General features: G+C 68.2%; 12 protein-coding genes. 10 read left to right on the forward strand and 2 right to left on the reverse strand.

The features are described from left to right. The first annotated feature begins 290 nt into the window (after nt 1-290). Both WS89_RS19655 and WS89_RS19660 read left to right on the forward strand, forming a co-directional pair. A complete protein-coding gene (locus WS89_RS19655) occupies nt 291-1,727 on the forward strand; it encodes a DUF1254 domain-containing protein (RefSeq protein ID WP_059499484.1) in 1,437 nt (478 codons plus the stop codon). A 151-nt stretch (nt 1,728-1,878) separates the two neighbouring features. After that, nucleotides 1,879-5,706 (forward strand): DUF748 domain-containing protein, encoded by a 3,828-nt coding sequence (locus WS89_RS19660; protein WP_059792814.1) that lies wholly within the window; start codon nt 1,879-1,881, stop codon nt 5,704-5,706. Nucleotides 5,707-5,758: 52 nt separating this feature from the next. Here the strand turns inward: WS89_RS19660 and WS89_RS19665 are convergent, their stop codons facing one another. Further along, the gene (locus WS89_RS19665; protein WP_011548933.1) at nt 5,759-5,980 is read right to left on the reverse strand and encodes a hypothetical protein; all 222 of its coding nucleotides are present in this window, start codon (nt 5,978-5,980) and stop codon (nt 5,759-5,761) included. A gap of 251 nt (nt 5,981-6,231) precedes the next feature. Between WS89_RS19665 and WS89_RS19670 the strand changes: the two genes are divergently transcribed. Continuing rightward, nucleotides 6,232-7,908: an alkaline phosphatase family protein gene (locus tag WS89_RS19670; RefSeq protein ID WP_059792815.1), complete on the forward strand. Its 1,677-nt coding sequence runs from the start codon at nt 6,232-6,234 to the stop codon at nt 7,906-7,908. A 78-nt stretch (nt 7,909-7,986) separates the two neighbouring features. Here WS89_RS19670 and WS89_RS19675 read toward each other — a convergent pair whose 3' ends face one another. Further along, entirely contained in the window at nt 7,987-8,904 is a 918-nt protein-coding gene (locus tag WS89_RS19675) for a LysR substrate-binding domain-containing protein (RefSeq protein WP_059792817.1), read from the reverse strand. A 162-nt stretch (nt 8,905-9,066) separates the two neighbouring features. On the opposite strand from WS89_RS19675, the gene WS89_RS19680 reads away from it, so the two are divergent. The 7 genes from WS89_RS19680 to WS89_RS19710 all read left to right on the forward strand — a co-directional run bounded on the left by WS89_RS19680 (nt 9,067) and on the right by WS89_RS19710 (nt 15,204). Next, nucleotides 9,067-9,918 carry an ABC transporter permease gene (locus WS89_RS19680; protein ID WP_059792819.1) on the forward strand — a complete coding sequence of 284 codons (852 nt, stop codon included), beginning with the start codon at nt 9,067-9,069 and terminating at the stop codon, nt 9,916-9,918. A 7-nt stretch (nt 9,919-9,925) separates the two neighbouring features. After that, on the forward strand, nt 9,926-10,969 hold the full coding sequence (locus WS89_RS19685) for an ABC transporter ATP-binding protein (RefSeq protein WP_059499479.1): 1,044 nt from the start codon (nt 9,926-9,928) through the stop codon (nt 10,967-10,969). A 26-nt stretch (nt 10,970-10,995) separates the two neighbouring features. Further along, nucleotides 10,996-12,084 carry an extracellular solute-binding protein gene (locus WS89_RS19690; protein WP_059792821.1) on the forward strand — a complete coding sequence of 363 codons (1,089 nt, stop codon included), beginning with the start codon at nt 10,996-10,998 and terminating at the stop codon, nt 12,082-12,084. 10 nt (nt 12,085-12,094) lie between these two features. Beyond that, complete coding sequence (locus tag WS89_RS19695; protein ID WP_059499477.1) at nt 12,095-12,925, forward strand: ABC transporter permease; 831 nt, start codon at nt 12,095-12,097, stop codon at nt 12,923-12,925. A gap of 61 nt (nt 12,926-12,986) precedes the next feature. After that, entirely contained in the window at nt 12,987-13,457 is a 471-nt protein-coding gene (locus tag WS89_RS19700; protein WP_095211607.1) for a TIGR00725 family protein, read from the forward strand. A 122-nt stretch (nt 13,458-13,579) separates the two neighbouring features. Further along, a complete protein-coding gene (locus tag WS89_RS19705; protein ID WP_059792823.1) occupies nt 13,580-13,774 on the forward strand; it encodes a YqaE/Pmp3 family membrane protein in 195 nt (64 codons plus the stop codon). A gap of 113 nt (nt 13,775-13,887) precedes the next feature. Beyond that, on the forward strand, nt 13,888-15,204 hold the full coding sequence (locus WS89_RS19710; RefSeq protein WP_059792825.1) for a type II toxin-antitoxin system HipA family toxin: 1,317 nt from the start codon (nt 13,888-13,890) through the stop codon (nt 15,202-15,204). The last annotated feature ends 5 nt before the right edge of the window (nt 15,205-15,209 follow it).

Here is a 15,209-nt window from a genome sequence, read left to right on the forward strand (position 1 = left end):
CAGGCTGGGCGCTCGCGAGACGTCGACGGGTTGATGCTCCCGGCGCAGTTCCAGATTTTTGCCGAATCCCGTGGACTATTTCGGATTTTTTGACGGTTCGGCTAGCGTTCTACCCGTTATTCGGCATATTGGGGGATGCCCTTAGGCGCTATGATACCGGCCTGACATCAGCGCCCACCGTTACGAATCGTAGCGAAACGGTCATCCGGGCACGCTGGGGTGCCTTGTTTTCGCCGTTCGCGAGGCGAACAGGGCGTTGACTGAAAAGAATGATATTCGGCCAGTAATCGATGATTGAAAACCAGCGAGAATCAGTTTCTCTGCGACGCGCGTGCGCGTCGCTGGCCATTGCGGCGTTGCTTGCAGGGTGCGCGTCGCAACCGGACGCGATCCAGCGGAAAACCGGCTGGATGCGCGCGGAAGTCGCCGACTCCTATATCTATGCGTATCCGCTCGTGTTGATGGACGTCGCGAAGGAAGCGGCGACGGGCGGCGACGGCGCGCAACCGGGGCAGGCCCCGCTCAACACGCTGCGCCACGCGCAGGCGCTGCCGCCCGTCGGCGCGGTCAATCCGCCGTTGCCGGGCGTGGACACGCTCGACTCGACCGGCTGGCTCGACGTCGCCGCCGAACCCGTGATTGTCACGCTGCCCGACACGCGCGGCCGCTACTGGGACGCGCGCGCGCTCGACATGTGGACGAACGTGCTGTGGTCGTCGTCGAGCGTGGCGGCGCGCGGCGCCCGTGGCGCCGGACGGTCGCAAACGATTGCTTTCGCCGCCAAGGACTGGCAGGGCACGTTGCCGAAAGGCGCGCTGCGCGTCGACGTGCCGTCCGCCAACGCGTGGCTCGAAGTGCGGCTGCAGACGAGCGGCGGGCGCGACCTGACGAACGTGAAGAAGCTGCAGCGCGCGATCCGCGTGGTGCCGCTGTCGGTCTACACGGGCGCCGAGCGAGGCGCGTCGGTCGCGGTCCATGCGGGCAGCGCGCCGTCCGAAGCGGTGGGCGGCGGCACGCCGGCCGAGCAGGTGGCCGCGCTCGACCCGAAGGCGTTCTTCACGCGCTTCGCGCAGGCGCTGCAGGACAATCCGGCGCCGGCCGACGACGCGCACGCCCAGGAATCGCTCGCCGATATCGGCGTGAAGGCCGGCTACCCGGTACTGTGGACGGGCGACCGTCTCACGGCCGCGACGGCCGGCATTGCCGAGGCGCGCGCGCGGCTCGCGACGCCGCCGTCGAACCTGCTGAGCGCGAACGGCTGGAACTGGATCGGCGACACGGCCGGCAAGTACGGCCAGGACTACGCGCTGCGCGCGTACGCGGCCTACACGCAGTTCGGCACCGCGACGCGCGACGACGAGACGCTCGCGATCACCCGCGTCGACAGCGACGGCCATCCGCTGAACGGCGCGAACCGCTACGTGCTGCATTTCGCGCCGGGCGCACTGCCGCCGGTGCGCGCGTTCTGGACGCTCACGCCGTACACGACCAACGGCGCGCTGCCCGACGTCGGGTCGGCGCGCCGCTCGCTCGGCGACCGCGACCGGCTGCGCCGCAACCACGACGGCTCGATCGACATCGTCGTGTCGGCGTCGCCGGGCGGCACGCATGCGGCCAACTGGCTGCCGGCGCCGCGTACCGATTTCGCGCTCGCGTTGCGCCTGTACGCGCCGAAGCCGCAGGCGAGCGACGGGTCGTGGATGCCGCCCGTCGTCGTCCGGAAATGAACGGTTGACTGCCGCCGTTGTCCGACCGGCGGGCGCGGCGGTGGCGCCCGACCTCCGTACCGTCACCTCCTGAGCCTATACTTTCGGGATAGCGTGCGCGGCCGCCCGGTTCTCCGGTGCGGCCCGTCATCCATTTCCGAGACATTCAAGCATGGCAAGCGCAGACAAAGAAACCATACCCTCGACCCTCCATGCCCTCGGTGGCGTTGCACGCTCGCGCCGGACCCGGCGTATCGGCATCGGCGTGCTGATCTTCGTCGTTTTATTCGGACTGCTCGGCTTCTTCGCGGCGCCGCCGCTGATCCGCCATGTCGCCGAACAGCAACTGAGCAAGCAGCTCGACCGTCCGGCCACGATCCAGCGCATCGCACTGAACCCGTACACGCTGAACCTCGAAGCCGACGGCATCCACCTCGGCGAGCGCGGCGGCCAGGGCGACTTCATCGACATCGGCAAGCTCGTCGTGAGGCCGTCGTGGTCGTCGCTGTTCCGCGGCGCGCCGATCGTCAACGAAATCCGGCTCGATTCGCCGCGCTTTCATATCGTCCGCTACGACGCGCAGCGCTTCAACTTCACCGACCTGACCGAGAAGTTCTCGTCGCCGTCGCCGCAACCCAACAGCAAGCCGACGCAGTTCTCGGTGTCGAACATCCAGGTCAACGACGGCCGGATCGACTTCGACGATCGCCTGCTGAACGAAAAGCACGTCGTCGACAACTGGACGCTCGGTATTCCGTACATCGCGACGCTGGCCTCGAAGACCGACATCTTCGTCGAGCCGAAGCTGCGCGCGCGCTTCGACGGCAGCCCGCTCTCGATCGACGGCAAGACCAAGCCGTTCGCGCAGTCGCGCGAATCGGAGATCGCGCTGAAGTTCGACCGCCTCGACGTGCCGAAGCTGATCTCGTACGTGCCGGCGAAGCTGCCGGTGGCCGTGACGAGCGGCCTGCTGAGCAGCGACCTCACGGTCAATTTCGTGATGAGCGGCGAGACGCCCGCGCTGCGCGTGTCCGGTACCGTCGACCTGAACGACGCGAAGGTGACCGACCGCGCGTCGGCGCCGCTGTTCGCCGCGCGCGGCGTGCACGTCGCGGCGGCTGGCCTCGAGCCGCTGCGCAACGCGATGCACTTCGACGAGATCCGGATCGACCAGCCGGTGGTCGACCTGTCGCGCGACAAGGAAGGCGTGCTGAACGTCGAGAAGCTCGTCGCGCAGCCGGCCGCCGCACCGAAATCCGAAGCCGGCAAGCCGGCCGCGTCGGCCGTCGCCGTTTCCGGCGCTTCCGGCGCCACCGTCGCCGCGGCCAGCGCCGCCAGCGCCGCGAAGGCCGAAGGCAGCGCCGCCGCGAAGGCAGCGCCGCCGCTCGACCTGACGATCCGTCATTTCGCGATCGACGGCGGCACGATCAACGTCGACGACCGCGTGCCGGCGACGCCGACCGCGATGTCGCTGACGAAGCTCGCCGCGACGCTCGACGGCTTCTCGCTGCAGGGCAAGACACCCGCGAAATACACGCTGTCGACGTCGCTGTCGCGCGGCGGCGACGTGACGGCCGAAGGCGCGTTCAATCTCGCCGCGAAGCAGGCCGACACGAAGCTGACGGTCGCCGCGCTCGCGCTGCCGGCGCTGCAGCCGTACCTGGGCGAGGCGACGCGCGCGCGCGTGCTCGACGGCACGCTCGGCGCGACCGTCAACGCGAAGACCGACTGGGGCAAGACGCCGCTCGCCGCGGAAGTCGCGGACAGCACGATCAGCCTGAAGTCGCTGAAGATCGCCGCGCCGAACGACAAGGCGCCCGCGATCGCGCTGCCCGACGCGAGCGCGAAGATCGCGAAGGTCGACGTCGCCGCACGCACCGCCGAGATCGCGAGCGTCGACGCGAGCGGGCTCGCGCTCGACGTGAAGCGCCTGAAGGACGGCAAGATCGACCTCGCGGCGCTGGCCGAACCCGCGCAGGCGGCGGTGCCGCAGCGCACGGTCGCGCGCAAGGCCCAGGCCGCCGCGCCGTCGTGGCACTACCGGATCGATGCGCTGAACGTGAAGGACGCGTCCGCGAACTTCACCGACCTGTCGACGCCGCGCCCGGTGAAGCTGGCGATCAAGCCGCTGGAGCTGTCGGTGCAGAAGGTGAGCGACGACCTGACGAAGCCGCTGCCCGTGCAACTGAAGGCGACGCTGAACCGCAAGGGCTCGCTGAACGTGTCGGGCGATGTGACCGCGCAGCCGCTGAAGGTCGGCCTGAAGATCAACGGTAACCGCCTCGACGCGGCCGCGTTCGAGCCGTACTTCGGCAGCGCGCTGAACGCGACGATCGCGAGCGCGCTGCTCAACGCGCAAGGCAACCTGACGTTCGCGCAGGTGAAGGACACGCCGCGCGCGACCTATCGCGGCGACGTCGCGCTGGTCGACGTGCGGATGCTCGACAAGGCGACCTCCGACCCGTTCGCAGGGTGGCGCTCGCTCGCGCTGTCGAACCTGAAGGCGAACTACGACGAGAAGGGCACCGACGTCGACGCCGCGCGCGTGACGTTCTCGAACTTCTACGGTCGCGTGCTGCTCGACGCGCAGGGGCGCCTGAACCTGAAGGACGTGGTCGCGAAGGAGTCGGGCCCCGCGCAGTCGCTCACGCGCGACGCGAGCAAGGGCGAGCCGGTGCCGCTGTCGCCGGGCGTGACGCCGCCGGCCGCTGCGCAGGCCGCATCGGCCGCGGCCGCGCAGCAGGCGTCCATGCCGGCCGCCGCGTCGGCGACGGTGGTCGTGAAGGCCGCGCCGCAGCCGCAGAATCCGGTGCGGATGCACTTCGGCGAACTGCTGCTGCAGAACGGTCGCGTCACGTACACGGACAACTTCATCAAGCCGAACTACACGGCGAACCTCGTCGCGATCAAGGGCACGATCGGCGCGTTCGGCACGGATTCGACGACGTCCGCGCCGGTCGACGTCGCCGCGAACCTCGCGGGCAACGGGCCGATCTCGATCAAGGGCTCGGTGAACCCGCTGATCGAGAAACCGGCGCTCGACCTCACGGCGACCGCGCACGACATCGAGCTGACCAACCTGACGCCATATTCGGCGAAGTACGCGGGCTACCCGATCACGAAGGGCAAGCTCAACGTCGATCTGCACTACCAGCTCGCGAACGACCAGCTGTCGGCGAACAACCACATCTTCATCGATCAGCTCACGTTCGGCGATCGTGTCGAGAACGACACGGCGACGAAGCTGCCGGTGAAGCTCGCGATTTCGCTGCTGAAGAACACGCGCGGCCAGATCGACGTGAACCTGCCGGTGTCGGGCTCGCTGTCGAATCCGGAGTTCAGCGTCGGCGGGCTGATCTGGCACGCGGTGTTGAACCTGATCGCGAAAGCCGTCACGTCGCCGTTCACGCTGCTCGCGAATGCGTTCGGCGGCAGCGGCGGCGAGGATCTCGGCTACGTCGAGTTCGCGCCGGGTTCGTACGAGCTGACCGGCGCGCAGCAGAAGAAGCTCGACACCGTCGTGAAGATGCTGACCGAGAAGCCGTCGATCCGCCTCGACCTGATCGGCCGCGTCGATCCGGCGCAGGACACGCCGGGGCTGCGCGACGCGTACGTCGAGCGGCTGGTGCGCCAGCAGAAGCTGAAGGACGTGGTCGGCCAGGGCGAGAGCGTCGATCCGATGTCGGTGAAGGTCGACAAGGCCGAATACTCGAAGTACCTGACGCGCGCGTACAAGGCCGCCGACTTCAAGAAGCCGCGCAACCTCGTCGGCTTGCAGAAGACGCTGCCCGATGCGGACATGAAGCAGGCGCTCGCCGATCACGCGCCGGCCGACGACAACGCGCTGCGTGCGCTCGCGCAGCAGCGCGCGCAGGTCGTGCGCCAGTATCTTGACGGCAAGATCGACTCGAGCCGCATGTTCGTCGTCGCGCCGAAGCTCGACGCGAAGGGCATCTCGGACAAGGGCGCGACGACCCGCGTCGACTTCGGGCTGCAGTAAGCATTGTCGCCCTCCGCCGCCGCGCCCGCACCCGCCGGGCGCGGCGGTTTTGTCAGCGCCCGGCGATCGCCGGTTCGCGCTTGTCCAGTTCCTTCCTCGCGGCCAGCGGCAGACGCGCGTCGTCCCACTGCGTCAGCCATTCGACTTCCTTGGCGGTGAACACCTGTCCGTAGTTGCGCAATGCGTACTGCAGCGCGTCGACGACGTGATGGCGAATGATTTCGGGGGTACGTGCATCGTCCAGCACGAACCGGAGAGCTTCCAGGGTTGACATAGTCGTGCTCCGGGTCAGGGAAAACCCTTTATCACACGCCAATAGTCGCGGGCCAAGCCGAAAAAAAATCCGGCCGCGCGGGCCGGCGCACGCCAAGGCCGCGTATTGCGACTGCTTCGTGTCATTTGCGATTGGTTACGTTTGACAGAGAACAGAAAGCCCCGCTTCATCCGACCGCCGCACGACGCGGCGATATTTTGCGCGCCTGACGGCAAGTCGCGTAGTTCAACATCAATCGGTGAGGTGGGGTGATGATTTCCAGGTTCATCAAGCAACGGAAAGTGGCGGTGATGGTGGCGGCTGCGCTGGCGCTCGCCAGCGCGGGCGTGCATGCGGCGCAACAGGACGGCAACGCTCACGGCGAGGGCAACGGGCGGGCGAGCCGCGTCGTGAAGCACGTGCTGCTGCTGAGCATCGACGGCCTGCACGAACAGGATCTCGCCCGCTGCATCGGTGCGAATACGTGCCCGAACATCGCGGTGCTGGCGAAGAGCGGCGTGACGTACGCGAATGCGTACACGCCGGGCCTGTCGGATTCGTTCCCGGGCCTCGCCGCGCTCGTGACGGGCGGCTCGCCGAAGACGGCCGGCCTGTTCTACGACGTGTCGTACGACCGCAACCTGTACGCACCGAGCGACACGACGTGCTCGGGCAAGCAGGGCTGGAACGTCGTGTTCGACGAGACGGCCGGCATCGATGCGTTCAACGGCGGCGCGCTCGTGCACCTCGACGGCGGCGGCGCGTTCAATCCGCAGGCGATCCCGCATGCGAAGGTCAACGGCCAGTGCGTGCCGGTCTACCCGCACAACTACGTGAAGACCAACACGGTGTTCGAGGCCGTGAAGGCCGGCGTGCCGAATGCGCACACCGCATGGGCCGACAAGCATGCATGGGGCTACGACTGGCTGAACGGCCCGTCGGGCACTGGCGTCGACGACCTGATGCGCACCGAGATCAATTCGATCGACCCGGCGACCAACACCGCCTATACCGACGTCTACTCGCACACCGCGCGCTTCGACAACCTGCACGTGCAGGCGCTGATCAACCAGATCGGCGGCCGCGATTCGACCGGCACGAAGAACGCGCCGGTGCCGACGCTGTTCGGCGCGAACTTCCAGACGCTGAGCGTCGCGCAGAAGGCGCCGGTCGCGAAGGGCGGCGGCTATCTCGATGCCGATTTCACGCCGAACGGGCAGGTCGCGAACGCGATCACGTACGTCGACGACGCGATCGGCCATGTCGTCGCGGCGCTGAAGCAGGCCAACCTGTACACGTCGACGGCCGTGATCGTCACGGCGAAGCACGGCCAGTCGCCGACCGATCACACGAAGCTCGTGAAGAACGGCGACACGCTGACGAAGCTGCTCGAAGCGAACAACTTCATCGACCCGAACGGCAACTTCGGCCAGAACAACACGGCGACGGGCAACCTGAACGACGGTTCGGGCCTGGTCGGCACGGGCTTCGTGCAGACCGACGACGTCGGGCTGATCTGGCTGCGCGATCGCAGCCAGCGCACGGCGGTCGTCCAGACGCTGAAGGCGAACCTCGGCTGCAACGCGCCGGGGATCTGCGCGGACGGCCCGCAGGCGTACGTGTTGTACGGCGCGGCGCTGGCCGACCGCTTCGGCGATCCGGCCAACGGCCGCACGCCGGACATCGTCGTCCAGCCGAATCCTGGCGTGATCTACACGTCGAGCACGAAGAAGGACGAGGAGCACGGCGGCAACGCGCCGGACGACAGCCACCTCGGCCTGCTCGTGTCGTATCCGGGCCTGCATCGTGCGCGCACGGTGAACGATCTCGTCGGCACGAAGCAGGTCGCGCCGACGATCCTCGCGCTGCTCGGCGCCGACCCGCGCCTGCTGCAGGCGGTCGTGGCCGAGAATACGCGCGTGCTGCCGGGGCTCGGTATCGGGCGTTGACGGTGTATGCCGGATGCCGACGTCGCGCGGTGTCCGGCAACGGGCGCGTGCCGCCGCAGGCGGTGCGCGCCGTTCGTTTCAGGGCGGCGGCGTGCCGTCTTGCGCGCGCCCGGCTTCGTCCAGCATCCATGCCCTGAAACGCCGCAACGCATCGCTCGTGTCGAGACGCTCCGGCGCGTAGCACAGGTAGTGTCCCTGCGCGTCCACGTCGACCGGCGCGTCGAACGGCTCGACCAGCGTGCCCGCAGCGAGATTGTCGAGAATCAGGAAGCGCGGCACGAGGGCGATCCCGAGCCCGGCCTGGGCCGCCTGAATCAGCACCGAATATTGCTCGAAGCGCGGCCCGGCCAGCGCGTTCATTTGCGACGCGCGATGACGTTCCGCCCAGGCGGACCACGCGATCTCCGCCTGTTCGTGCACGAGGCGCGGCGCCGCCGCTGCATCGGCAGGCCCATGCAGCGCATGCCGGTCGGCGAATTCGCGCGAGCAGACCGGCACGAAGGTCCGCCCGCCGAGATAGTCGCTTCGCACGCCTTCCCATCCGCCGTCGCCGTAGCGGATCGCCGCGTCGAGCCCGAACGGAAACACGTCGCCGGGCGCGAGATGACGGCGAAAGCTCAGCGTGACGCCCGGCGCGGCGGCGAGAAAGCGCGTGAGCCGCGGCAACAGCCACTTCGTCGTGAAGGTCGGCACGCTCGCGATCGTCAGCAGGTCGCTGTTCTCGCGGGCGCTCAGCAGCTCGATCGACGCGTTGCCGATTTCGCGCAGCGGGCCGACGACGCGCGCGTGATACACCTGGCCGGCACGGGTGAGCGCGAGGCCGCGCCCCTCGCGCACGAACAGCTTCACGCCGAACAGCGCCTCGAGGTTCGCGATCTGCCGGCTGACCGCGCTCGGCGTCAGGCCCAGTTCGCGGGCCGCGTAGGAGAAGTTCAGGTACTTCGCGGACGTGGCGAATGCATGCAGTTCCGCCACGTTCGGATACAGGTGCTTCATGGCGAGCTGTTCCGTCCTTGCACAGGTCGATGCGCGCTTTTTACGTTTTTTTCATGACGATGCCATGTCGGAACCGCACACTGCGCCGGCTTCGACAACGCATGCGGGCCTCGTCCGGCGGGCGTTGCGCGAGGATTTTTCCGATCGTCAGCGAGTGTGTTCATGCCTGCGTCAACCGCCCCGGCCGTGGCCGACGGTATTCCGATTCGTCGTAACAAACCGGCCCGGCCGCCCGTCGGGCGCCTGCTGCTGCAGGCGCTGCTCGCGGCGTTCACGCTCTACCTGCTGTTGCCGATCGCCTTGCTGCTGATCGGCGCGGTGGGCGAATCGTGGACGAACACGTTGCTGCCCGCCGGCGTCACCGGGCACTGGTTCGCCGACCTGGCTGCGAACCGTAGCTTCACCCGCGCGTTCGGCGTGAGCTTCATCGTCGCGCTGGCGTGCTGCGCGCTCAACGCGGTGATCGGCCTGCCGCTCGCGTATGCGCTGCATCATCGCGCGCAGGCCGGCGGCGGGTTCGCGACGCGCGTCGTGATGCTGATGCCGGTCGCGGTGCCGGCGCTGACGCTCGGCTTCGGCTACATCGCGATCTTCAGCGGCGACGCGCTGCCGTGGCTCGGCACGTTGCCGCTGATGATCGCGGCGCACGCGGTGCTGACGCTGCCGTATCTGCTGCAGACGCTGCTCGGCGACCTGCGCCATCTCGGCCTCGCGCGGCTCGAGGCCTGCGCGGCGACGCTCGGTGCGACGCCGCTGCGCCAGTTCGTCACGATCGTGCTGCCGAACCTGCGCCATAGCCTGTTTTCCGGGCTCGTGATGGTGGCCGCACTGTCGATCGGCGAATTCCAGATCTCGAACCTGATCGCCGGCTTCCGCTACCGGAACTATCCGATCGTGTTGCTGCAGGCGTTCTACGGCGCGACGGGGATGGCGTGCGCCGCCACCGTCGTGCTGCTCGTGCTCGCCGTGCTGGCGACGCTCGTGTCCGTCGGCACCGTGCAACGTCTGAAGTGAGTCATCCATGAGCCTCGAATTCGAACACGTCAGCTTCCAGTATCCGGGCGCCCGCCATGGCGTCGAGGACATCACGCTGTCCGCCGCGCAGGGCGAACTGCTCGCGGTGATGGGGCGCAGCGGGTCCGGCAAATCCACGCTGCTGCGGCTCGCGGCCGGACTGCTCGACGGCTGGCGCGGCCGCATCGCGATCGGCGGCGACGACGTGGCCGGCGTGCCCGTGTGGCGGCGCGAAGTGGGGATGGTGTTTCAGCACTACGCGCTGTTCCCGAACCTGTCGGTGGTCGACAACGTCGCGTACGGGCTGCGGATGCGCGGCGTCGCGGCCGACGTCCGGCGCCGCCGCGCGCTCGACATGCTCGAGCGGGTCGGGTTGTCGGCGCACGCGACGCGCGGCATCGCGATGCTGTCCGGCGGACAGCAGCAGCGCGTCGCGCTTGCGCGGGCGCTCGTGATCGAGCCGAAGCTGCTGCTGCTCGACGAGCCGCTGGCGGCGCTCGATGCCGGCATCCGTCATCAGCTGCGCGACGAGATCCGGGCACTGCAGCGCGCATGCGGCGCGACGACGCTGTTCGTCACGCACGACCAGGACGAAGCGTTGAGCATGGCCGACCGCGTCGCGATCGTCGACGGCGGTCGCGTGCTTCAGTCCGGCACGCCGCGCGACCTGTACGAACGTCCGGCGACCGCCCAGGTCGCGCGCTTCGTCGGGCATTCGACGCTGCTGCGCGGCCGCGTGCTCGCGCACGGCGAAATCGACGTGCGCTTCGCGACGCTGCGCGCGGAAACGGGCGCGCATCGGCCGGGGACGGAGATCGCGGTGCTGGTGCGGCCCGAGCACGTGCAGGCCGATCCGCCGGCGCAGAGCGCGAATCGCATCGAAGGCCGTCGCGGGGACGTGCGTTACTTCGGCGCAACGCAGCGCTACGACTTCATTCCGGACGGCTCGGCCGACGTGCTGCTGTGCGAAGGGCGAGAGCCCGCCGCGCGCAGCATCGCGATCGACCCGCGCCATCTGCTCGTGCTGCCGGCATCGCCGGATGCGCGCTGATTTCTTTCGTTCAACGGAGATTCACGATGTTTGCAGGCTCCTCTCTTGTGAAGGCCATGCGCGCCCGCGTGCTGGCGCTGGGCGCGCTCGTCGCGCTTTCCTGCGCGGCGGCGCAGGCCGCGCCGCTGTATCCGGGCGAAGACGCGCTGTACGCGAAGGCGGCCGACGAAGGGCTCGTCGTGTCGTTCGATACCGGCCCCGAATGGGCGAACTGGAAGGCGCTGTTCGCCGAGTTCCGCAAGCGCTACCCGAAGGTCGAGATCACCTACAACGACATCGGCTCGGCCGCGACCGTCGTCGCGCTCGACAAGTCGCGCCGCCGCCCGCAGGCCGATACCGCGTACTACTTCGCCGCGTCGGCGCTCGATGCCGCAGGCAAGGACGTCGTCGCGCCGTTCAAGCCCATCAACTTCGACAGGCTGCCGGGCGTGTTCCGCGCGACCGACGCTCGCTGGTTCGCCGTGCATTCGCTGAACATCGCGTTCCTCGTCAACCGGAAGCTCGTCAAGAACGTACCGCAGCGCTGGTCCGACCTGCTGAAGCCCGAGTACCGCAACGCGGTGGTCTATCTCGACCCGCGCTCGACCGGGCAGGGCCAGGTCGCGGTGTTCGCGGCCGCATATGCGAACGGCGGCGGCGTCGAGAATCCGAAGCCGGGCGCCGACTTCTTCGGCAAGCTGAAGCAGGCCGGCAACGTGCTGCGCGTGGAGGGCACGACGCCGTACGCGAAGTTCGTGAAGGGCGAGATTCCGATCCTGATCGGCTACGAGAACGACGGCCTCAAGGCGAAGTACGCGGACGGCATGGGCGACGCGGCCGACGTCGTGATTCCGCAGGACGGCAGCGTGTCGGCGCCCTACGCGATGAGTCTCGTGAAGAACGGCCCGAATCCGTCCGCCGCGCAGCTCTGGCTCAACCTCGTGATGAGCGACGTCGGGCAGGCGCTGTTCGCGCAAGGCTACGTGCGTCCGGCGGTGCCGGGCACGCCGGTCGCGCCGGAAGTCGCGGCGAAGCTGCCGAACGCGCCGCAGGTGCGCCCGCTCGATGTCGCGAAGGCGGCGGCGCGCAAGGCCGAGGTCGACCAGCTCTGGTCGCAGGCCACGCTCGGCCAGTAAGGGGCGAGGGATGCAGGCTTCCTTACCCGAACGCGGCGTGCTGCGCCGCTTCGGCGCGCTTCCTGCGGCGGCATTGCTTGCCGTGTGCTTCGTGCTGCCGCTGGCCGCGCTCGTCGACGCGGCATGCGCGGGCGGCGGCCGCGCGTTCGCGGCGGTGTGGCGCGATCCGCTCGTCGCCGATGCGATCGTGCGCTCGCTGGCGCTGGCTGCAGGTGCCGGCACGCTGTCGGTCGCCGTCGGCGTGCCGGTCGCGTTCGCGCTGGCCGGACAGTCGCCGGCCCGTCGTCACTGGTCGCTCGCGTTGCTCGGCGTGCCGCTGGCGTTTTCCGGGCTGGTGATCGCGTACGGCTTCATCCTCGCGTTCGGCCGCTCAGGCTTCGTGACCACGCTGCTGGCCGCGCTGGGCGCCGATCCGACCGTGATCGGCGGCGCGATCTACACGATGCCGGGACTCGCGGTCGCCTATGCGTATTACCTGATCCCGCGCGTCGCGCTGATGATCTACCCCACGCTCGCGAATCTCGACCGGCGGCCGCTCGAGGCGGCGCTTACGCTCGGCGCGCGGCCCTGGCGCGCGTGGCTCGACGTCGCGTGGCGCGAGCTGTGGCCGTCGGTCGCATCCGCATGGTGCCTCGTGACCGCGATCGCGCTCGGCACGTACGGCACGGCGCTGGCGCTGGCCGGCACGCAGATCAACATCCTGCCGCTGCTGATGTATTTGAAGCTGTCGGACGGGCAAACCGATTTCTCGCAGGCGGCTGTGCTGTCGATCGGGCTGACGGCCATCTGTACCTGCGTTCTGGCACTGGGGGAAGGCCTTGTTCGCCAACGACGTCATTGAATGCGCGTGGTCCGAACCGGCCCGCGACGCGCTCGCGCGACTGGCGCAACGGCAACGCGGCATGCACCGGCACCGGATGCCGGTCGGTGTGATCGGCCCGCGCGACGCGACCGATGAACAGATGCGGGTCGCGGAACGGATCGCGCACGCGGTGGCGGCCACGGGTATCGCGCTCGTCGGCGGCGGCAAGCAGGGCGTGATGGAGGCCGCCGCGCGAGGCGCGCATGCGGCCGGCGGCTGCGCGATCGGGCTGTTGCCCGAAGACGACGCCGCGCTGGCGAATCCGTACCTGAGCGTCGCGTTGCCGACGGGGCTCGGCATCACGCGCAATGCGCTGGTCGCACGCGCGTCGGTGTGCCTGATCGCGGTCGGCGGCGGGCTCGGCACGCTGTCCGAAATCGCGCTCGGGTTGCAGTGGGGCAAGCCGGTGTTCACGATTTGCGGTGCACCGCAGGTCGCGGGCGTCGAGTGCTTCGACGACGCGGATCCGCTCGTCCTGCGCGTCGCGCAGTGGCTGGCCGATTCGGCGTAGCGCGGGCGCATCGGTACGACGCTTCGCCCGGTGCGCGTCGCGCCCGGGCTTGAAACGGCGTGCGCAACCCGCCATATTGGCCGAGTATCGCCCGTTCAACGACGTACTCAAAAGGACCGCTCATGCGCCTTCTGCTTGCCCTGCTGCTCCCGTGGTTCCAGTTCTTCACGATCGGCCGCCCGATCGCCGGGGTGATCTGCCTGCTCCTGCAACTCACGATCATCGGCTGGCTGCCGGCCGCGATCTGGTCGGTGTACGCGCTGAGCCAGTACAAGACCGATCGCAAGATCGAGGCGGCGCTGACCCGCAGAAGCTGATTCAAGATTGCGCCTGCTCAGGCGTGCTCGACAAAGAAGGTTGGTATTTCGGTAGAAAAATATATACTTTACTTGCTGGTCGTCTAGTAATTTATATATATTTCTTCCAGAAAATGAGCGCGTCCTGCACGATCCAACTCCATGCCGACGGTGCCTGGCACGATATCGGCGTCGTCACCCTGTTCGGCGACCCCGGGGAAGGTTGGCGCGCGCGTGCTTATACCGGGTACGACGTCGAGTGGGCCATTCGGCATCGGCCTGCCCGCGACGCGCATGCGATGACGTGCCGTTTTCCGGTTGGCCTCGAGCCACTGGAGACACCGCATTGGCCTGTTTTCCTGATCGATCTGTTGCCGCAAGGCTTCGGCCGCGAGGAACTGTTGCGCCGCCTCGGTTTGCCGGAAACGGCAGAGCAGCATGCCGACTGGCCGCTGCTGCTCGCGGGGGCCGGTAATTCGATCGGAAATCTGCGTGTCAGGGAGGCGGCGCAATGGCTTGCCGAGCATCAGGGGCCGCGGCAAGGCTTTACCGACGAGGAGGTGGTCGCGCGAGGCGACGCGTTCAGCGAATATCTTGCCGCGCACGGATTCTTCGTTGCGGGCTCTTCGGGTGTGCAGGGCGAGTGGCCGAAGCTGCTGCTGACCCGCGCGGACGACGGGCTGCTCTATCTCGATCACACGCTGCCGGACGAGCGCGCGGTCGAGCATTACATCGTCAAGTTCGGACGCGGCACGAACGCACGCCTTGCGCAGATCCTGCGTCACGAAGCGCCCTACATGTCATTGGCCCAGCGTCTCGGCTTGCGCGTGCATGCACCGCTGGTGCTGCGCGACCGCTCGCTCTTCATTCGGCGTTTCGATCGTGCGCGTGTGGGCGGTCGCGTTGTCCGGCTCGCTCAGGAAAGCGTTGCTTCGTTGACGGGCAACGCCGGCTTCGGTGTCGTGCCGAGCCATGACGAGGTATGCCGGCATCTCGTGCGTCAATGCACGAATCCCCAGGCCGAGGTGGCTGAATACCTGTGCCGCGACGTCGCGAATCTCGCGTTGGGCAACAAGGATAACCATGCGCGAAACACCGCGTTACAGCGCGATTTCGACGGCCGCATCGCGCTGACACCGCTCTACGACTTTGCACCGATGTATCTGCATCCGGACGGCATTGCGAGGCGTATTCGGTGGGAAGGAAATGACGGCGGCCGGCCGGACTGGGCGCGCGTGCTTGATGCGGTCGTTCGGTCTAGCGAGCCGCGGGCGGGCGAGACGCATGTCGCGCTGGACCGTGCTGCATTGCAGGCGCGGCTGAGTGCGATGGCGCCGCGTTTGCAGGAAATCGCCGATCATGGCGCCGGGCTCGGATTGGAGGACGATGTGCATGCGTTCCTGAGGCCTGGACTCGAGCGGCTCGCCGGTGAACTGGATGCGCTGGGTTAGGCGGA

This window comes from Burkholderia sp. MSMB1072 (assembly GCF_001524725.1).
Taxonomy (GTDB): Bacteria; Pseudomonadota; Gammaproteobacteria; order Burkholderiales; family Burkholderiaceae; genus Burkholderia.